At 66.5% G+C, this 16,693-nt stretch carries 21 protein-coding genes; 5 read left to right on the forward strand and 16 right to left on the reverse strand.

What is annotated here, in order from left to right; all coding sequences use genetic code 11:
* Nucleotides 1–71: 71 nt before the first annotated feature.
* The 5 genes from ACRYA2_RS17350 to ACRYA2_RS17370 form a co-directional block, all read right to left on the reverse strand.
* Complete coding sequence (locus ACRYA2_RS17350) at nucleotides 72–803, reverse strand: winged helix-turn-helix transcriptional regulator (protein ID WP_433630878.1); 732 nt, start codon at nucleotides 801–803, stop codon at nucleotides 72–74.
* 45 nt (nucleotides 804–848) lie between these two features.
* Complete coding sequence (locus ACRYA2_RS17355) at nucleotides 849–1,970, reverse strand: glutamate--cysteine ligase (RefSeq protein WP_433630881.1); 1,122 nt, start codon at nucleotides 1,968–1,970, stop codon at nucleotides 849–851.
* Between the two features lie 105 nt (nucleotides 1,971–2,075).
* Nucleotides 2,076–2,309, reverse strand: a complete 234-nt coding sequence (locus ACRYA2_RS17360; RefSeq protein ID WP_433630884.1) for a hypothetical protein — start codon at nucleotides 2,307–2,309, stop codon at nucleotides 2,076–2,078.
* Between the two features lie 58 nt (nucleotides 2,310–2,367).
* A complete protein-coding gene (locus ACRYA2_RS17365; protein WP_433630887.1) occupies nucleotides 2,368–2,997 on the reverse strand; it encodes a fibrillarin-like rRNA/tRNA 2'-O-methyltransferase in 630 nt (209 codons plus the stop codon).
* Complete coding sequence (locus ACRYA2_RS17370) at nucleotides 2,994–3,836, reverse strand: NOP5/NOP56 family protein (protein WP_433630889.1); 843 nt, start codon at nucleotides 3,834–3,836, stop codon at nucleotides 2,994–2,996. The genes ACRYA2_RS17365 and ACRYA2_RS17370 overlap by 4 nt, the downstream gene beginning before the upstream one ends.
* A 155-nt stretch (nucleotides 3,837–3,991) precedes the next feature.
* Here ACRYA2_RS17370 and ACRYA2_RS17375 point away from each other — a divergent pair, with 155 nt between their 5' ends.
* Nucleotides 3,992–4,435, forward strand: coding sequence for a methylated-DNA--[protein]-cysteine S-methyltransferase (locus ACRYA2_RS17375; RefSeq protein WP_433630892.1), 444 nt, complete (start codon nucleotides 3,992–3,994; stop codon nucleotides 4,433–4,435).
* Here ACRYA2_RS17375 and ACRYA2_RS17380 read toward each other — a convergent pair whose 3' ends face one another.
* The 6 genes from ACRYA2_RS17380 to paaA are packed head-to-tail and all read right to left on the reverse strand — an operon-like array spanning nucleotide 4,436 to nucleotide 7,539.
* Nucleotides 4,436–4,681, reverse strand: coding sequence for a DUF2196 domain-containing protein (locus tag ACRYA2_RS17380; protein WP_433630942.1), 246 nt, complete (start codon nucleotides 4,679–4,681; stop codon nucleotides 4,436–4,438).
* A gap of 16 nt (nucleotides 4,682–4,697) precedes the next feature.
* On the reverse strand, nucleotides 4,698–4,865 hold the full coding sequence (paaE, locus tag ACRYA2_RS17385) for a 1,2-phenylacetyl-CoA epoxidase subunit PaaE (RefSeq protein ID WP_433630895.1): 168 nt from the start codon (nucleotides 4,863–4,865) through the stop codon (nucleotides 4,698–4,700).
* Nucleotides 4,862–5,407 carry a 1,2-phenylacetyl-CoA epoxidase subunit PaaD gene (gene paaD / locus ACRYA2_RS17390; protein ID WP_433630898.1) on the reverse strand — a complete coding sequence of 182 codons (546 nt, stop codon included), beginning with the start codon at nucleotides 5,405–5,407 and terminating at the stop codon, nucleotides 4,862–4,864. Before paaD ends, paaE begins: the two co-directional genes overlap by 4 nt.
* Nucleotides 5,397–6,272: a 1,2-phenylacetyl-CoA epoxidase subunit PaaC gene (paaC, locus tag ACRYA2_RS17395; RefSeq protein WP_433630901.1), complete on the reverse strand. Its 876-nt coding sequence runs from the start codon at nucleotides 6,270–6,272 to the stop codon at nucleotides 5,397–5,399. The genes paaD and paaC overlap by 11 nt, the downstream gene beginning before the upstream one ends.
* On the reverse strand, nucleotides 6,272–6,592 hold the full coding sequence (gene paaB, locus ACRYA2_RS17400) for a 1,2-phenylacetyl-CoA epoxidase subunit PaaB (protein ID WP_433630904.1): 321 nt from the start codon (nucleotides 6,590–6,592) through the stop codon (nucleotides 6,272–6,274). Before paaB ends, paaC begins: the two co-directional genes overlap by 1 nt.
* 2 nt (nucleotides 6,593–6,594) lie before the next feature.
* Nucleotides 6,595–7,539 (reverse strand): 1,2-phenylacetyl-CoA epoxidase subunit PaaA, encoded by a 945-nt coding sequence (gene paaA, locus ACRYA2_RS17405; RefSeq protein ID WP_433630907.1) that lies wholly within the window; start codon nucleotides 7,537–7,539, stop codon nucleotides 6,595–6,597.
* An 83-nt stretch (nucleotides 7,540–7,622) separates the two neighbouring features.
* Between paaA and ACRYA2_RS17410 the strand changes: the two genes are divergently transcribed.
* Nucleotides 7,623–8,285 (forward strand): helix-turn-helix domain-containing protein, encoded by a 663-nt coding sequence (locus ACRYA2_RS17410; RefSeq protein ID WP_433630910.1) that lies wholly within the window; start codon nucleotides 7,623–7,625, stop codon nucleotides 8,283–8,285.
* 252 nt (nucleotides 8,286–8,537) lie between these two features.
* Here the strand turns inward: ACRYA2_RS17410 and ACRYA2_RS17415 are convergent, their stop codons facing one another.
* A complete protein-coding gene (locus ACRYA2_RS17415; RefSeq protein WP_433630913.1) occupies nucleotides 8,538–8,921 on the reverse strand; it encodes a PaaI family thioesterase in 384 nt (127 codons plus the stop codon).
* Between the two features lie 53 nt (nucleotides 8,922–8,974).
* Here ACRYA2_RS17415 and ACRYA2_RS17420 point away from each other — a divergent pair, with 53 nt between their 5' ends.
* Nucleotides 8,975–9,739, forward strand: coding sequence for an enoyl-CoA hydratase/isomerase family protein (locus ACRYA2_RS17420; RefSeq protein WP_433630916.1), 765 nt, complete (start codon nucleotides 8,975–8,977; stop codon nucleotides 9,737–9,739).
* 18 nt (nucleotides 9,740–9,757) lie between these two features.
* Here the strand turns inward: ACRYA2_RS17420 and ACRYA2_RS17425 are convergent, their stop codons facing one another.
* Both ACRYA2_RS17425 and ACRYA2_RS17430 read right to left on the reverse strand, forming a co-directional pair.
* Complete coding sequence (locus ACRYA2_RS17425; protein WP_433630919.1) at nucleotides 9,758–10,216, reverse strand: RDD family protein; 459 nt, start codon at nucleotides 10,214–10,216, stop codon at nucleotides 9,758–9,760.
* 140 nt (nucleotides 10,217–10,356) lie between these two features.
* Nucleotides 10,357–11,238 (reverse strand): amidohydrolase family protein, encoded by an 882-nt coding sequence (locus ACRYA2_RS17430; protein ID WP_433630922.1) that lies wholly within the window; start codon nucleotides 11,236–11,238, stop codon nucleotides 10,357–10,359.
* A 145-nt stretch (nucleotides 11,239–11,383) separates the two neighbouring features.
* Here ACRYA2_RS17430 and ACRYA2_RS17435 point away from each other — a divergent pair, with 145 nt between their 5' ends.
* Nucleotides 11,384–13,390, forward strand: a complete 2,007-nt coding sequence (locus tag ACRYA2_RS17435; RefSeq protein WP_433630925.1) for a right-handed parallel beta-helix repeat-containing protein — start codon at nucleotides 11,384–11,386, stop codon at nucleotides 13,388–13,390.
* Nucleotides 13,391–14,298: 908 nt separating this feature from the next.
* On the opposite strand, the gene ACRYA2_RS17440 is transcribed toward ACRYA2_RS17435, so the two are convergent.
* Nucleotides 14,299–14,760, reverse strand: coding sequence for a MaoC/PaaZ C-terminal domain-containing protein (locus tag ACRYA2_RS17440; protein ID WP_433630927.1), 462 nt, complete (start codon nucleotides 14,758–14,760; stop codon nucleotides 14,299–14,301).
* Between the two features lie 51 nt (nucleotides 14,761–14,811).
* On the opposite strand from ACRYA2_RS17440, the gene paaI reads away from it, so the two are divergent.
* Nucleotides 14,812–15,207: a hydroxyphenylacetyl-CoA thioesterase PaaI gene (gene paaI / locus ACRYA2_RS17445; protein ID WP_433630930.1), complete on the forward strand. Its 396-nt coding sequence runs from the start codon at nucleotides 14,812–14,814 to the stop codon at nucleotides 15,205–15,207.
* Between the two features lie 72 nt (nucleotides 15,208–15,279).
* Here paaI and paaK read toward each other — a convergent pair whose 3' ends face one another.
* Entirely contained in the window at nucleotides 15,280–16,566 is a 1,287-nt protein-coding gene (gene paaK, locus ACRYA2_RS17450; protein WP_433630933.1) for a phenylacetate--CoA ligase PaaK, read from the reverse strand.
* Nucleotides 16,567–16,693 lie beyond the last annotated feature (127 nt).

The raw sequence follows: 16,693 nt of genomic DNA on the forward strand, positions 1-16,693 counted from the left end.
CGAACGCCGACGTCACCGACTGACGCCTTTGTCGCTCCCACAGCAAAACGAACGTCCGGCCTGCCGTTCCGCTACTCCTCGCTGTCCTCGTCGCGGTCGTCGGCGTCGCCCTCCTCGTCGTCGGTCGCGCCGAAGTCGGATTCCGCCTCTCCGGGGTCGTCTTCGACCCGGATGCTGACCGGTTCGGTCTCGGTCTCCGACTCGCCGTCCTGTAGGTGTCGGTCGAGGTTGATCACCGTGTTGAGTTCGCTCTGGACCTGGTCGACGATGCCACCGACGAGTTCGCTAGGTGCGATGGCGGTGTACTCGTAGGGGTTGTTGCCGGCTCCGGCACTCTCGCGCTTCTCGCGCGTGACCTTCTCCTCCTCGTGGAGTTCCGCCAGCGACTCGCGGACGGTGCTCGGATAGAGTCCCGTCCCCTCGGCGATCTCCTCGCTCGTGCTCCCCGGGTTCTGGCGGAGGTAGACGTAGATGCGAGCGCGCGTCTCGGTGTCGAGGACCCAAGAGAGCAGGTCGACGATGCCCTGGTCGAACCCCTCGACCGCGCGGTCAGCCTCCTTTTCGAGGCGCTCCCGCCCTCGTGAGAGACGCTCGGTTCCCGTCTCGTCTATCTCCTCTTCGACCACCGCCGTCTCCTCGCCCTCCTCTTCGACGGTGACGCGGTCGGTCACCGTGTCGTCCTCGACCGTCAACTCCTCCTCTACCGTGACGTCCTCGTCTACGTCTTCTATCTCGGCTTCTTCCACGGTGTCGTCTTCGACCGTGACGTCCTCCCGCTCGTCGTCGGTGTTCTCCCCGGACATGTTGTCTCAAGAAGGACGAAAGCTACGCGCGATTAAAAACCTTGCCTACAGGAGGAGCGACGCGTACAGCGCTTCGGCCCCCTCCTCCTCCCGGAGACGGCGTTGCCGGGTCGCGCCGCTCTCCCCGTCGTAGACGTCGCGGATGCCGGAGACGCCGAGACGGTCGCTCTCGCGGTCGACGACCTTGCCGAGCGACACCTCGCCGTCGAGGTCGCGAGCGACGAAGGTGGTGTCGTGGCCGTAGCGAATCGCCCGCCACTTGTTCTCGTCCAGCAGTTCTCGGCGGTGGTTGTAGCCCGCACCGCCGTCTCGCGGCCCGTGCCCGGCCGACCGGTACGCGGCCCACGGGTCCGCGCTGTCCTCGTACCGTTCCACGAGGTCGGTCACGAGCGCGTGCGTGTACTCGACGAACGCCATCACGCGCTCGGGGTCGGCCTGGCCGTCGGGTACCCGCACCTCGACGGTGCCGTGGCCGGAGTGGGGTCGCACGTCGTACCAGAGTTCGCCCCGGTCGTTGATGGCGTCGCCTTCGACCATCCGTTCCTCGAAGCGGGCGAACGCCTCGTAGGAGTCGAAGGCGGTCGGCATCCCCGTGTTCGGCAGCGCCTCGAATATCTTCGCGCGGGCTGACTGGAGACCGGTGTCGAAGCCGTTCCAGTACGGCGAGTTGGCCGACAGCGCGAGCATCACCGGGAGGTACCACCGTATCTCGTTGGCGACCCAGACTGCGGCGTCGGCGTCGTCCACGCCGACGTGAACGTGGAGCCCCGCCGTCGTGTTCCGGTGCTGTGGATACTGGATTCGGTCGAGTTGCTCGCGGTACCGTTCCTTGTCCGCGTGTTCGAGTTCGCGCCACTTCGCGGCAGGGTGGAGGCCGGCGGCGGCGACGCCGAACCCGTGCTCGCGGGCGTGGTCGACCAGCGCCTCCCGGACCGCCCGAACCTGCTCGCCGGCAGACGAGAGCGTGGTCTTCGGCGTCTGCGTCTCGATGACGCACTTGAACAGTTCGTGGTCGAGTCGGTCCTCCAGAATCTCCGGCGGGTCGTGCTCGTAGACGAGTTCGTCGGTTCCCGCAGTGGGACGACCCCGTTCGTCGACGACGTAGAACTCCTCTTCGACGCCAAGGGTCCCCCTCTCGCTGAAGTTTTCGGCCGAACCCAACTCCATTTTGCGGAAGTTAGCAACCCGCCGGGTAAATAGTTCCGGGACACGGCCGCGTCTACCGGGTGTTCGACGCCGCTGTCAGCGATTCGACGGAAATCGGCCCCGCTGCTAGCTCCCTGAGAGGACCTTGTACGCGACGGCGACGCCGCCGCTCACGACCGCGACGACCGCGGCGAGCGCGACAACGAATCCGACGAAGGCCACGGCCGGGTTGACGGCCGTGCGGAAGGCGAACTGACCGACCAGCAGCAGGACCCATCCGCCGACGAGAACCGCGTAGAGTTTCAGCATCTCGTCGTCGGTCGCGTATCGGAGGGCTTCGCGCGCTGAGACCGAGGACATACGTTCATCGCTGGACTCTCGGCTCGAAAGGTCTCAAAAGCTTGACTGTTTCGGTTCGCTAGCGCGGCACCGCCGCGACGCCGAGGTGGTCGTCGTGGAACGGGTCGAGCTGTCGTGTCTCCAGAATCTCGTACTCCTCGCGGAGGTCCGCCAGGACGAGGTCGAACACCTCCTCGGGGTCGCTGGCGACGTCCTCGCTCCTGGCCTTGATGGCCGCCAGCAGGACGCCGTCGCGCTGGAGGAATCGGACGTTCTCTCGCGCGACGCGGGCCTGCCCGCGGGTGGCCACGTCCTGGACGATGGCGTCGACTCCCGACTCGACGACGTGCGCGTAGGTCTCAGGCTTGCGCGCGTCTTTCAGCAGGGGAAAGAGGTTCCGGCGCGCCTCCGCGACGTCGAGCAGGTCCCGCGCGGGACGCGGTGCGAACTCGACCGCGTAGGTCGGCCCCGCGAAGTCGGCGACGTGGCTCACCGTCGTTCCGCTGGCCGCGCCGAGGTACAGCACCGTCTCGTCGCCCTGGAGGGCAGTCTCCATCCCGAGTTCGAGGAAGGCCGCGAGCTTCGAGCGCCGGGCGTCCCAGAGCCGCCACTCGCCGTCCGTCGGCTCGCCGTAGACCGGCGGCCCCCGGGTCGCCAGGCGCTCCTCGCCGTCGAACTCGCGGCGCTCGACCCCCTCAGGCAGCGTCATCCGTCACCCCTCCGGTCGAGGATGCCGTCGAGGCGCTCGCCGAGCTGTTCGTCCAGCTCCGGTTTGCGCTCGCCGGAGTAGTGGTCGACGCGCGCGGCGATGGCGAGCTTGCCCGAGAGCGTGCGGGCGACCGCGCCGCGGCGGTCCGGCGGCGCGCCCCTGACGGACTCGTGCGTGTAGATGACGCCGTGTTTCGGCGAGGAGGCGTGTCCCCGGAGATGCGCGAACAGCGCGTCCTCCGCTCCGAGCACCTGCACCGTCCCGCCGGGCATCTTGGCGAGCGATTCGAGGTCGCCGGCCAGCGCTATCAGCCGCGCGGCCAGCACAGGCCCCGCGAGCGCCGCGAGGTTCGGGGCGACCGCGGGCGCCTGCCGTTCGACGAACTCCCGGAGTACGTCGCGCTCGTCGGCCAGGTCCGCGACGCGCTCGGCGAGCGAGACGACCCGTCGCTCGACCGGGGATTCGGGGTCGTGCTCGGCGAGTTCGCGGGCGTAGGCCACGCCGGTGTCGGCGTCGGGATACAGCGTCCCGGCCCACTCGGCGACTCGCTCGGCGAGTTCGTTCGCTTCGGATTCGCAGTCGTCCATCGCCCGCACGGCGTGGACGAGCTGGCGGTCGTCGGCTCGCTCGCGCTCGGTGACCGCCTCGCGGGTCGCCCGAATGCTGGCCTCGCGGAGTTTCGCGTAGTAGTCCGCGTCGTCCTCGGCGAACCCGGCGTCGACCGCGCGGCGCGGCCAATCGGCCGGCGCGTCGGCGCTCCCCTCGCGGACGGCTGCCGCGCCCGCGTCGACGTCGTCGGGGTCGACCCCCGCGAACCACCCCTCGTCCGCCTCTGTCATGGTCGTGGGTTGTGCGCCTTCTCGTTTAAACCTGCGTTATTCGGTGCTCCGAGGCGGCGGTCGTCGAGCCAGGCCACTCGACGGCGGCCGTACGTATCGGCGTCGAACGGTAGCCGGCGAGAGCGTTAAGCCGGTCCTCCCCGAATCTCGACCGTATGTCCGAACCGCACGACGGTACCTCGACGCCGGAAGCGGAAACCGCCCCTGCGAGTCGCGTGACCGTCCCGCTGTGGCAGTGGACGGTCGAACTCGACGCCTCGCTCGTCGACGAGTCGCCGACGGAACTCCGGCGGCAGGTCCGCGAGTACGCCGCCGCCGAGCGCCGCTCGTTCGACCTGACGGTCGAGACGCCCGACGACTTCACCGGAGCGGTGATGGACGCGATGCGGACGATTCCGCGGGGCGAGACGCGAACCTACGGCGAACTGGCGGCCGCCCTCGACACTGCGGCCGTCGCCGTGGGACGGGCGTGTGGCCGGAATCCGCTCCCGGTCGTCGTCCCCTGCCACCGCGTCGTCGCCGCGGACGGACTCGGCGGCTACTCTGGTGACGGCGGAGTACCGCTCAAGAAGCAGTTGCTGGAACTCGAATCCGAGTAGCTACTTGTCGGGTGCGACGCGATTGACGTGCCCGGTGACTCCGGACTCCAGTTCGACCTTCACGCCGCCGGGCTGGGTGTGTTCGTCGGAGAGGAACCTGACGACGTCGCCGACGAGAGGGTCGGCGTCGTCGGCGTTGTCGGCGTTCGTCTGCTCTATCTCGACGGTCATTCCCGTCAGCAGTTCCTCTCGCGTCGGCTGGTCGGCGGACAGACACGGAGTTAGGGTGCTCCCGTCAAAGAAGATGACGGCCCCGTAATCGCTACTCGAACTTCTCGAACGGCTGCTCGCAGGCGTTGCAGAAGTGCATCGAGCGACAGAGCGACGGTCCCTTGGGATGTTCGCGCTCGGTGTCCGTCGACCCGCAGTACGGACACTCCGCGCCCGAATCCTCGCCGCTCGTGCCGACGCTGGGGTCGAGCCGTCTCATACGCTCAGTCCGAACTCGCGGAGGTCGTCTTTGCCGCGTTCGGTCACCATGTCGATCGTCCACTCCGGCGACCAGACCAGTCGGAGGTCGACGTTCGCGACGCCCTCGACTGCGGCCACCGTCTTTCGCACCTCGTCCGTCAGCATGTTCCGGGCCGGACAGCCGGAGTACGTGAGCGTCATCAGTATCTCGACTGTCGCACCGCTGTCCTCGTCACCCTCGGTCACCTCGACGCCGTAGAGCAGTCCGAGGTCAACGATGGAGATGGGCATCTCCGGGTCCTCGACGCCGTACAGCGCCTCCCAGACGTCTGCTTCGAGACCGGTCGCGTCTTCGCCGGTCGCCGGCAGGTCCTCGACGTCGCCGTCGCCCTCGACGTACTCGGTGTAGGCGCACAGTGCCGACTCCGCGCAGTCGTCTACCCCAGGGACGCCGTCGCGTTCCGTCGCTCCCTCGTCGTGGAGGTCGGGTATCTCGGGGTCGTACGGAACGCCGTGAGTCTCACGAGACGACGAACGTTGTTCGTCACCGTCACTCGACATCGTCGGGGTCCTCCATGATGCGGGCGGCCCGGTCGCGGTCGAGTTCGCGGTACGTCTTCGTGAACGCCGACCAGAGGTCGTCCCAGTCGTCCGTGTGGGAGCGGTCGCGCCCCACCGTCTCGGGCAACTCTACGTTCTCGTGGTTGGCGTCGTACTGCTCGGGCAGTTCGACGTCCTCCACCGACAGACCGAGGCTCTCCAGGTACGGGACGACGGTGTCCAGCCACTCCTCGCGCATGTCCGCAAGCGACCGCGTTCGGAGGCCGAGGTCGTCGATGCGCTCCTCGACCGTCTCGTCGACGGGCGCGAAGATAGTCAGCGCGTACGGGAGCAGCCGGTCCACCGCACTCTGGACGCGCTCGCGGCTCGGCTCGTCTTCGCAGAGTCGTTCGAGCCAGCTCTCGGCGTGCTCGCGGTGGTAGTCCTCCTCGTCTCGTATCTTGCCGACGCGGTCCCGGATTCGGGGGTACGACGAGTCCACCAGCGCGGCGAGTCGCATCTCCTCGGCCACGTCGTAGAGGTACGACCGTACGACGGGGTCGGCCCAGTCCCCCTCCTCGAACCGGAGTTCGGTCAGCGTGCTGTGGTGCCACCTCCCCGGTTCGCGCTCCCAGATGAGTTCCGACTCCTCGGCACCGAAGTCCTGCAGCAGGTCGTACCAGAGCCGAGCGTGACCGAGTTCGTCCTGCGCGATGTTGGCGAGCGCGAGGTCGGACTCGAGCGTCGGCGCGCGCACCTGCCACTCGGTGTAGCGCTCGGCGAGGACGAACTCGTCGTCGGCGAGTCGGTACAGCAGCGTCTCGACGGCCTCGCGCTGCTCGTCGGAGAGGTCGCCCGGTCCCGGGAGGCTCTCGGCGGTCGCCATCAGTCGTCACCTCCCTCGACCCTGCGCTCGGCCTCGACCTGTTCGCTCTCGGACTCGGCGACTTCCTCGGCCGCCGCTTCGAAGCTGTACGAGGTCGCCCACCGGTAGGACTTGTCGGTCGTCCCGCCGAACTTCGCGTCCTCGGTGTCGACCTCGCCGATCTCCTTCTGGGGTGCGACCCAGAGGCTGTTGGTCGGCTTGCGGCGGGCGTGCTGTATCTCCGCGAACAGCAGGGCCATCTCTCGATCCGGCGCGTGGACGTTTCCGCAGTGGGTGTGGTACTCTCCTTCCTGCTCCTGTCTGAACACTTCCCAGATCATGGTCAGTCGGCCGCCTGCGGCTGTTCGCCGCCGTACAGTCGCTGTTCGTGGCTGTCCATCGACTCGCGAACCCACTCGACCGCCTCCTGGGCGCGCTTGCGACCGTTTATCTGTCCGAGGCCCGGTTCGTACTCGTTTTTCGCGATGGTGAAGAACTCGTCCCAGTCGAGGTCGTCCTCGACCACTTCGAACGTTCCGTCGCCGTTCTCGCGGATGCGCGGCTCGTCGGGAATCTCCAGGCCGTACTTCTTCGCCTTCGGGACGTAGGAGTTCAGGAAGGCGTTGCGAAGGTCGTCGTTCGACATCTGCTTCAGACCGACCTCGCTCGCGAAGTCGTGGTGGGTCGACTTGTCGTTGGTCGGGCCGAAGAACTGGATGATTCTGGGCCACCACTCCTCGAAGGCCTCCTGGGTCATCTCCTGTTCCTTCTTCGACCCCGTCATCAGTTCGTAGAGGATGGCCTCGCCGTGTTTGACGTGGAACCCCTCCTCGAAACAGACCTTGTCCATCGCGTGGGCGTAGGGTTCCCAGCTGGTCTGTTTGAGCGTGGCCTGCCGGCGCATCGCTGCGCCGTCGACGAAGAACGCGATCATCGGCGTCTCGACCCAGCTCTCCAGCGGGTAGTGGAAGCAGTTGAGGAACTTCCCCTCCCCGTTCGCGAGTTCGTCGAGCATCTGCTCGCGGCTCTTGACGCCGAGCGACTCGGCAGCCCGGTACAGCAGTTGCCCGTGACCGATCTCGTCCTGCACCTTCGCCGAAAACGCCAGCTTTCGGTCGAGGCTCGGGGCCTCCCGGATGAACGGACGTTCGAGGTACGCCCCCATGATCTCGCTGTTCGCGTGGAACTGGATCATCCGGGTCGCCGCCTTCCGGTACTCCTCCGGCAGATCGTCCTTCGGGCTGAACTCTCGCGGTCCGGCCCGCTGTTTGACGGTCTCGATGTCCATGGTCGTTCATTACATCTCCCGTCCCATACTACTTGACCCGCCTATGGAGCGCTTTTAAATACGTGCGGCGCCTTCCGTCGGACGTGATAGAGGAGTGCCTGGTCGTCGAGTTCACCGTCACCGGCGACGACTGTCCACTCGCGGAGGCCTCCCGTGAGACGAGTATCCACGTCGACTGCCAGCCGCCCCAGCTTCGGTACGACGGTAATGCACTCCTGCGGTTCAGCGCCGGCGTGCCGCCCAGCTTCGACGACGTCGAGAGCGACCCCCTGGCCGAGTTCCTCGACGCCGACGACCGCATCCGTTACTTGCACGTCTCCACGACGGACGACCGCCGGAACTACCGCTGTCTCTCGAAGCATCCCTGCATCGTCCACGAGCTGACGAACGCGGGATTCATGGCCGAGTCGCTCCGCTACCGCGACGGCGGCGCGACGTTCACGGGCGCGGTCGTCGGTCACGACGTACTCCGGGGAGTCCTGGAAGCGGCGGGGGAAGCGGTGGGCGTCACGCTCTCTCGAGTCCATCCGCTCGGTTCAGAAGACGAGGACGCCGTCGCTCGCACGTGGGACGTCACGCCCGCTCAGGAGCGCGCCCTGCGGACCGCGCTGGAGATGGACTACTTCGGCGTCCCACGGCAGGCCACCGCGAGCGAGGTCGCGGACGAACTCGCCATCAGCAAGTCGGCGTTCCTCGAGCGCGTCCACCGCGCGGAGCGAACGCTGTTCTCACAGCTCTTCGAGTAGCGCCCCCGAGACGGACTGTGACGCTCGCGGACGGCGGCCGCGGCAGACCGTTCCTCCGGTCGCTGTGTAGTGGCGAACAGACGGCGGACCCGAGCGCGAAGCGGCGTGCCGTACTCCCGCGGACCGCTTCGCGGCGACTCGTCAGGTCACGCCGACGTTGGTCGCGTCTTCCGGTTTAAATCTCCGCGCCGCGCAAGCGTTCGGCGTCCGGACGTGCTCGCCGCTTTGACGCCGGTCGGGCGCGAGCGCTGGCTATCCCGTCTTGTAGACGCCGCGGGCTTCGGCCACGTGTTCGTCGTCCTCGTCGTGGACGCTCACGTCGACGACGCCGACGTCGCTGCCGTTCCGGACCACGTCGGCCTCCGCGTACAGGTCGCCCGTGCCGGCTTCGATGTAGTCGATGCGCATGTCGATAGTCGGCACCGGCTGGTCGTTCAGCGAGACGAGCGCCGCACCGCCGACGGTGTCCGCCAGCGTAAACGTCACCCCGCCGTGGGCCATCTGTCGGTCCCGGTTCCACGAGAGTTCCTCGCGCATCTCGATGCGACCTTCGGCGTGGCCGTCCTCGGCTGCCGTCACCTCGACGCCGAGCAGGTCGGCGAACGGCATGTCCTCGAAGAACGCTTCGATGTCCATACCGCGAGTCCGAGTGGCGGGCAATTAAATGTGGGCCACTCGACTCCCCCGGTATGGACGTAACGGACGACGACGGCATCCGAACAGTCACTTTCGACCGTCCCGAGGTCATGAACGCCTTCACGACCGATACGGCCGAGGAGCTGGCCGACGTGCTCGCGGAAGCCGACGCAGACGAGCACGACGCCGTCGTGCTGACCGGGGAGGGCGACGCCTTCTCGGCGGGCGGGGACGTGCAGTCGATGGCCGAGCGCGAGGAGACCACGGAGGCGGCCTACGAGCGCATCACGGCGACGTTCGGACGCGTCGTCGAGGAGGCGCTCTCGGCTCCCGTCCCCATCGTCGCGAAGGTGAACGGCGACGCCGTCGGCGCGGGACTGGCCATCACGGCCGTCAGCGACTTCGCGTACGCCGTCGACTCGGCGAGGTTCGGCTGTGCGTTCGTCCGCGTCGGCCTCATCCCGGACACCGGCGGCTCCTTCCTGCTCCCCCGCATCGTCGGCCTCCGAACCGCGAAGCGACTCGCGTTCACCGGCGAGTACTTCGGAGCTGACGAGGCGGCCGAGATGGGGCTGGTCAACGAGGTCGTCCCGGACGAGCAGCTCGGTCCCGCCGTCGACGACCTGCTCGACACGCTCCAGGAGCGCCCGACGAGGACCATCGGTCTCGCCAAGCGCGCCATCCACGAGAACATGGGCAAGGGATGGCGCGAGGCGGCGGACTACGAGAACATGGTGCAGTCCCAGGCTTACGACACGCCGGAACACGAGGAGGGCGTGGCGGCCTTCCTGGAGGGGCGCGACCCCGAGTTCGAGTGACCGTCGGTCCGCCGGCGGTCACTCCTCGGGGACGTCGTACGTGACGCCCTGGGGAGTCTCGTCGGGTACTTCGATGACGATGGTACTCGCGATGCGGTTGAACAACCGGAGCTTCTCGCCTTTCATCGCCAGCCAGCCGACCAGACAGTCCAGCGGTAACAGGAACGCCTTCCCGAAGCTCTCGATGGCCGCGGTCGGGTAGTCGATGGACCCTCCCTCGCGGTCGGTCACCCGCAGGTCGAGCACCATCTTGCCAGGGGACTGTCCGCCGTGGCCCTCGAAGGCGGTCCAGTAGACCCAGAGCGCGAGGCCGTCCGTCCCCGTGAACAGGAAGGCAGAGCCGAACTCGGGCAGTGGTCCGACGAGGTCGCCGACCACGCCGAGGACGGCCGACACGAGGAGGACGTCGATCAGCCACGCGCCGAAGCGGGTGCTCCACTTCGCGAGGTGGAGCACTTTCGAACCTTCGTTCGCCATAAACTGTCGATTCGAGCGGCGGCGTAAATAACTGTTCGACCGCGAGACTCGAATCGCCGGGAGAACGTCCGGCGAAAGACCGCGTCCGGCATCGGACCAGGAGCAGCGCGACCGTTCGTCACCGGTCGTCGGCGATCGATTCAGAGTCCCAAGAACTTCTCCGCGTTCTCCCAGAGTATCTTGCGCTGGACGTCTTCGGGGAACTCGAGTTCCGCGAACTGGTCGAGCCACGGTCCGGGTTCTATCATCGGGTAGTCCGTGCCGAACATGACCTTGTCCGAGAGCAGGCTCTTCGCGTAGTGGAGCACCTGGTCGTCGATGTACCGCGGCATCCACCCCGAGAGGTCCATGTAGACGTTGCCCTTCTGCTGGCAGATGGCTAGTTGCTCTTTCTCCCACGGGAACGCGGGGTGGGCGATGAGGATGTCGAGGTCCTGGTGCTCGGCCGCCACGTCGTCGACAAGCATGGGATTGCCGTACTTGATCTTGAGTCCGCGACCGCCGGGCGCGCCCGCGCCGAGCGTCGAGTTGCCGCCGTGAAAGACGACCGGAACGCCCAGGTCCTCGATGGTGGCCCAGAGTTCCTCGTGTTCGGGGTCGCTGGGGTCGAAGCCCTGCGCTATCTGCTGGAACTTGAACCCCGAGAGGTCGAGGTCCTTCACTGCACGCTCGGCCTCCTCGACGCAGTCCTCCTTGAGGGGGTCGACGCTGGCGAATCCGACGAAGAAGTCGGAGTACTCGTCCCGGACTTCGGCGACGTAATCGTTGGGCACCGGCGGGTTGCCGGTGTTGGTCTCGGCGTCCCAGCCGAGCAGGACGGTCGTACCGATTCCGGCCTCGTGGTACTCCTCGATGAGGTGGTCGTAGGTATCGGTCTCGATGGAGGTGCCGAACTTGTTCGCGGCGTCCTCCATCATCAGACCGCCAGCGTCGTGGAGGAACTCCTCCGTCGGCTGGTGGCAGTGGGTGTCGATGATGGGGTAGTCGTCCTCGTGGTCGGCGACGACGTCGAGCGTTGGCATGTGCGCTCTTTCTCCGGATATTCCTAAAAAGGTAGGCAACTCGTCGCTTCGGCTCGATTCGGTGCTCGCCCGGTGAAATCTGCCCGAAGTCAAGTAAAATATATTACATTGGTACTTATTATTTAACACGTTGCGTGTTGGCTCCATGCCGAAAGATCCGAACGAAACTGGTAGGACGGAGCGCTCGTGGGATCGTCGGTCGTACCTGAAACTCGTCGGCGGAGCGACAGGCGCACCGACGCTGGCGGCGGCCGCCGACACGGCGGGCGGTTCCGGCGGGGGGTCGACCGAGGCGAGCGACCGGTCCCGCGCCGACGCCGAGCAGGCGTCGTTCGAGTACGAGCAAGTGTACGACGCCGTGGAGGACCTGGGCATGGACCCGACGGGTCAGGAGCCGATCGACGACACGCTGGACGAGTATCTCCGGAGCAACACCAGACTGGAGTTCCCGCAGGGGGAGTACCTGGTCACCGAGTACAACTACGATTACGGCAACGGACTCCACGACTTCGCGATGGTGGCGGTCGAGACCGGTGCGACGTTCCTGCTGGAGACGCCGGACGCCGTCACCGGAAGCGCGGGAGCGTACTGGCTGTCGCTCGGTGGCCCGGGGTCGTACAACGTCCACTACGAGGGGTTCAGACACGACGTCGGCGACGCGCCGGAAGCGCCGCGGATGCAGATTCTCGTCGACGACGGTCTGGTCGTCAGGGACGTGCTCCACCGCGGCGTCCACCGGGGCTCCCAGGGGCCGTTCCTCTGGGGCGTCCGGACCGCCGACGGCACCGGTCTGGTCGAGAACGTTCGCGCGCCAGACGGCGCACCGTCCGGCAGCGGGGCCGTCGGGACGTTCGTCGAGGCGGAGACGACCGGCGACATCGAGTTCCGGAACTGCGAACTGGCCGGATTCCCGAACAACGGTCTCTATCAGTCGAGCAAGAGCAGCGGCACCGTCCGCGTCGTCGGCGGTCGCTACCGCAACAACAACATCGCCAACGTCCGCCTCGCGGGAAGCGGCGGCGTCGTCCGCGACTGTTGTGTCCGCGTCGACGAAGCCCACTCGGACTCCTCGTTCCCGACGAACATGCGCGGCATCTGGCTCCTCGGGACGAACGCGACCGTCGAGAACTGCGACGTGGAACTGCTGGTCGACGTCGCCAGCGACGGGGCGGTCGTCGTCGAGAAGAGCGGCCGGTCGCAGACGATACGGAACTCTCGCATCCGCGTCGACGCCGACGACACGGCCGCGGTGTACGCCAAACCGCCGGACAGTACGCCCGCGCCGGTCACGTGCGCCGGTCTGCAGGTCACCGGCGACGCCGCCCACACGTCCGGCGGCGTCGCGGGCAGCGCAGCATTGCGCGCCTACGGACGTCCCCGGTCGGTGTTCGACGCCTGCTGCGTCGAGCAGACGGGCGAGGACCGCGACGGTATCCTGCTCCAGTACTGCAGCGACAGCCGCGTTACCGACTGTCGGTTCGACGTCACGGGCCAATCCGTCGTGCTCTCTAACTCCGGCAGCGTCACTCGCCGACGCAACCGGACCGGGTCGGCCGACTGCACGCCCCCGACGTGCGATGCGACGGTCGGAACGCTCGTCGACGGCTTCGAGGACGGCGACCTCGCAGAGTACCGCTTCGACCGCGGCGGGGCGGGCGCGAACGTCGTCTCCTCCCCGACGAGGCGGGGCGGCCGTTCACTCGAACTGGCCGACGAGGCCGTCGAACTGATCAGCACCGAGGGGCTGGACGCCTATCCGGAGGCCGGCGACACGTTCGCCTACTGGTTGCGCGCCGAGGCGGGGGCCGAGGACCTCAACGTGACATACGGCGTCCAGGGGCACGACGACCGCTACTTCGTCCGCGTCGACGTCGCGAACGACGACCTCATGCTGTTCCGCTACGAGGACGGGTCTGCTCATCGCCTCGAATCTGACTCGGCGGGGTACTCGCTCTCGGCCGGTGCGTGGTACGAGGTGGTGGTCGACTGGAGCGACCGCGGGAACCACTTGGTTACCCTCCGCGACGAGGAGGGCGCACGAATCGCCCGCGTCGGGGCCGCCGACGCGACCTGGACCGACGGCGGTGTCGGCTACGACGCGTACCTCGCCTGCGGCCAGCGGGCGTACGTCGACGCCGTCGGCATCAAGTGAGCGGCGGAGGCGTCGGCTACTCTCCTTCTCGATAGTGATGGTAAGGCCGCGGCGTTCGTCCACCCACGGCCCGGACTTTGACCCCTGCGACCGATTTCCGCTTCCCGTATGAAAAAATCGCTACCGCCTTCGTAGCGTGTTAGTTAACGAGCGATTCGAGCGACTTCGCTCGCAGTCCCATCGGTGCCAGAATCAGGAATGGCGTCAAGGCGCCACCCTTCTTGCTGCCGGGACAGTTGGGCCCCGAACCGGGACCCGCGTGTGGTTCATCGCCCCCCTTGTAGTTTTGACAGTGGTTGGACTGCGGGTTGTGTTTCGGTTGGCCAGTTTTTTTGTCTGCGACCACCGCAGTCGTTCCAACGCTCGCCAGTACTGTTCCGACGACGGCTACGGTGAGCAGGATTCGAGTCGTCCTTTTCATGCTTATCTCTCCTGGGATGGCGGGGTCGTTCCTCGGCACCCCGCTGGTGAGCGTCTACCCGGACGTGTTTTAGCTCGGAGATTGGTTCACGTAGTTCAGTGAGGAAATCCGGCACTGAAACCCCAACGCAATTAGAGAAGCCCCTATTATTAGACCTTGTTGCCTTACAGTTCGCAAATTCTGTACCGAAGGGGCGAAATATTTCTAGCGTAAGTCGCGAGCGCGAACTGTTGATTTGTCCGGTGAATGTGGAGAAGCGAAGGATGGTCGTCCCGAAATACTCCGTGGTTCATACGGTTCAACGTGAGCTCCGCGTCCGGCGGGAGTCAGCCCATCGTTTCGAACTTCCGCCGCGCTCCAACGACTGATTGCGGCCGCGGCGCGAGGGTAACTCACTTCCTCCCTCGGTCGCTTCGGCCCGACTCTGGACCGGGCCGTGTTATCGACTACTACTCCCAGTCGCCCGGTCGTTTCGGTCAACGACGCTCTACTCCTCCGTCTTGACGAGGAACTTCATGTCGCCCTCGAAGACGACGGTGTCCTCCTGGTTCGTCATCGTGGTGTCGATGACGACTAGTCCTGCGTCGTCCCGACTGCTGATCTCCTTCGTCTCGGTCACTTCCATGTCGAGACTGATGGTGTCGTCCATGTAGACGGGGTTCGGGATGTCCATGTAGTTCATCCCGAGGAACGCGAGGACGGTGCGTTCGAGAATCCCGATGCGGTAGACGAATCCGGTGGCGAGCACGAACGTCATCGGGCCGTGGGCCACCCGCTCGCCGAAGTACTCGTCCTCCGCGTACTCCCTGTTGGTGTGGAGTTCGGTCCAGTCGCCGGCGAACGCCGAGTGCATCACGAAGTCGTACTCGGTGACGGTGCGGCCGACGCTCTCGAACGTCTGTCCCTCCTCGAAGTCCTCGAAGTGGTGTGGCTGGTAGCTGTACGGCATATCGGAGAAAACTTCGGTGAAATATAAGTAAGTATTGCACCTACCGCCACCATGACCGAGATTCCCGACGAGCGCCGCGAACGCATCGCGGCCGACCCCTTCTGCGAGACGCTCGGCGTCGAACTCGTCGAACTGGCCCCCGGCACTGCTACGACGGAACTCGTCGTCACGGAGGACCTGCTGAACTTCCACGGGACGCCCCACGGCGGCGCCGTCTACTCGCTCGCGGACGCGGCCTTCGCCGCGGCGTCGAACGCCGAGGGTGAGACGGCCCTCGCGCTGGAGACCAACGTCTCGTATCTCGACGCGGTCGCGGTCGGCGAGACGTTGACCGCGACCGCAGACCGCGAACACGCGTCCGACGCGACCGCCAGCTATCGCGTGGACGTGACCGACGAGGACGACGAGGTGGTTGCCGTCTTCCGCGGCCGCGTCTACAAACCCTGAGAGCTACGAGGTCGTCCACCGTGAAACGGTGGCCGTCGCGAAAGCAGCGTCGAGAGTCGGGCGCGCCGTCGCTCACCGGTGGTCGTAGACGCGCTTTACCTTCCCCGTCTCCGAGCGGTCGATGACGCCGGGACCGACGACCTCTATCTCGTCGGGGTTCACCTCCAGTGTGTCTTCGAGCACCGTCCGGATGCGGTCCTCCAGTTCCTCGTGGGTGCCGCCGTACTCCTCGTGGTACTCGACGGTGAGTTCCATCCGGTCGAGGTTACCCCGGCGGAAGAGGTCGATGCGGTAGTACGGCGCGACGTCGTCGAGGTCGACCATCACCTCCTCTATCTGGCTGGGGTAGACGTTGACGCCGCGGACGATTATCAGGTCGTCCGTGCGGCCGGTGACGTTGTCCATCCGGACCGCGGTGCGTCCGCAGTCGCACTCCTCGTAGGTCAGCGAGGTCATGTCGCCCGTTCGGTAGCGCAGGACGGGCAGCGCTTCCTTCGTCAGCGACGTGAGCACGAGTTCGCCCTCCTCGCCCTCGGGCAGGGGTTCGCCCGTGTCGGGGTCGATTACCTCGGGATAGAAGTGGTCCTCCCAGACGTGCAGTCCCTCCTGGGCCTCCTCGCACTCGATGGAGACGCCGGGGCCGATGACCTCCGAGAGACCGTACACGTCCACGGCGGTCACGTCGAGCGCCTGCTCTATCTCCTCGCGCATCGGGTCGGTGAACGGTTCCGCGCCGATGACGACGGTCGAGAGCGGTAGCTCCCGAGGGTCGATACCCCGCTCTTCTGCCGCCTCGGCGAGATACAGACAGTAGGAGGGCGTACACGCGAGCACGTCGCTCTCCATGTCCCGGAGCATGTCGAGTTGTCGGCTGGTGTTGCCGCCGCCGGTCGGGATGACGCAGGCACCCAGTTCCTCGGTGCCGTCGTGGAAGCCCAGACCGCCCGTGAACAGTCCGTAGCCGTAGGCGTTCTGGACGATGTCGTCCTCCGAGACCCCGGCGGCCGCGAGCGAGCGCGCCATCACCTCGCGCCAGAGGTCGAGGTCGTCGTCGGTGTAGGCGACTATCTTCGGTTTCCCGGTGGTGCCCGAGGAGGCGTGGATGCGGTTCACGTCGGCGTGGCCCACCGCGAACAGGCCGTCGGGGTACTCGTCCCGGAAGTCCTCTTTCGTCGTGAAGGGGAGTTCCGTCACGTCCGCGACGCCCTCGACGAGGCGGGCGTCGCGCCCGACGACGTCGAGGGCGTCGCGGTAGAAGGGGACGTTCTCGTACGCGTAGGCGACCGTCTCGGCGAGGCGGTCGCCCTCGAGGCTCTGGAGTTCGTCGCGGGACGCGGCCTCTATGTCGCTGTATACCATACCACTCGATGCTTCGGAAGCCGACGACAAAATCCTTTCTCGGGTCGAGAGGTCGCGTTTAGTTAAGGCTGAAGGATGAGGCGGAGCGAATTTCGGCTGGTCAATGGCTGAAATCGCCCGCCTCACT

Source organism: Halomicrococcus pelagicus (assembly GCF_050954125.1).

What these genes read in the sequence shown, in the direction of transcription:
- ACRYA2_RS17440 (WP_433630927.1), bottom strand. Translation starts at nt 14,760, where the DNA reads ATGCCGTACAGCTACCAGCCACACCACTTCGAGGACTTCGAGGAGGGA.
- ACRYA2_RS17415 (WP_433630913.1), bottom strand. Translation starts at nt 8,921, where the DNA reads ATGGACATCGAAGCGTTCTTCGAGGACATGCCGTTCGCCGACCTGCTC.
- ACRYA2_RS17355 (WP_433630881.1), bottom strand. Translation starts at nt 1,970, where the DNA reads ATGGAGTTGGGTTCGGCCGAAAACTTCAGCGAGAGGGGGACCCTTGGC.
- paaA (WP_433630907.1), bottom strand. Translation starts at nt 7,539, where the DNA reads ATGGACATCGAGACCGTCAAACAGCGGGCCGGACCGCGAGAGTTCAGC.
- paaE (WP_433630895.1), bottom strand. Translation starts at nt 4,865, where the DNA reads ATGAGACGGCTCGACCCCAGCGTCGGCACGAGCGGCGAGGATTCGGGC.
- paaK (WP_433630933.1), bottom strand. Translation starts at nt 16,566, where the DNA reads ATGGTATACAGCGACATAGAGGCCGCGTCCCGCGACGAACTCCAGAGC.
- paaB (WP_433630904.1), bottom strand. Translation starts at nt 6,592, where the DNA reads ATGATCTGGGAAGTGTTCAGACAGGAGCAGGAAGGAGAGTACCACACC.
- paaD (WP_433630898.1), bottom strand. Translation starts at nt 5,407, where the DNA reads ATGTCGAGTGACGGTGACGAACAACGTTCGTCGTCTCGTGAGACTCAC.
- paaI (WP_433630930.1), top strand. Translation starts at nt 14,812, where the DNA reads ATGACCGAGATTCCCGACGAGCGCCGCGAACGCATCGCGGCCGACCCC.
- ACRYA2_RS17365 (WP_433630887.1), bottom strand. Translation starts at nt 2,997, where the DNA reads ATGACGCTGCCTGAGGGGGTCGAGCGCCGCGAGTTCGACGGCGAGGAG.
- ACRYA2_RS17430 (WP_433630922.1), bottom strand. Translation starts at nt 11,238, where the DNA reads ATGCCAACGCTCGACGTCGTCGCCGACCACGAGGACGACTACCCCATC.
- ACRYA2_RS17360 (WP_433630884.1), bottom strand. Translation starts at nt 2,309, where the DNA reads ATGTCCTCGGTCTCAGCGCGCGAAGCCCTCCGATACGCGACCGACGAC.
- ACRYA2_RS17420 (WP_433630916.1), top strand. Translation starts at nt 8,975, where the DNA reads ATGGACGTAACGGACGACGACGGCATCCGAACAGTCACTTTCGACCGT.
- paaC (WP_433630901.1), bottom strand. Translation starts at nt 6,272, where the DNA reads ATGGCGACCGCCGAGAGCCTCCCGGGACCGGGCGACCTCTCCGACGAG.
- ACRYA2_RS17425 (WP_433630919.1), bottom strand. Translation starts at nt 10,216, where the DNA reads ATGGCGAACGAAGGTTCGAAAGTGCTCCACCTCGCGAAGTGGAGCACC.
- ACRYA2_RS17375 (WP_433630892.1), top strand. Translation starts at nt 3,992, where the DNA reads ATGTCCGAACCGCACGACGGTACCTCGACGCCGGAAGCGGAAACCGCC.
- ACRYA2_RS17370 (WP_433630889.1), bottom strand. Translation starts at nt 3,836, where the DNA reads ATGACAGAGGCGGACGAGGGGTGGTTCGCGGGGGTCGACCCCGACGAC.
- ACRYA2_RS17435 (WP_433630925.1), top strand. Translation starts at nt 11,384, where the DNA reads ATGCCGAAAGATCCGAACGAAACTGGTAGGACGGAGCGCTCGTGGGAT.
- ACRYA2_RS17350 (WP_433630878.1), bottom strand. Translation starts at nt 803, where the DNA reads ATGTCCGGGGAGAACACCGACGACGAGCGGGAGGACGTCACGGTCGAA.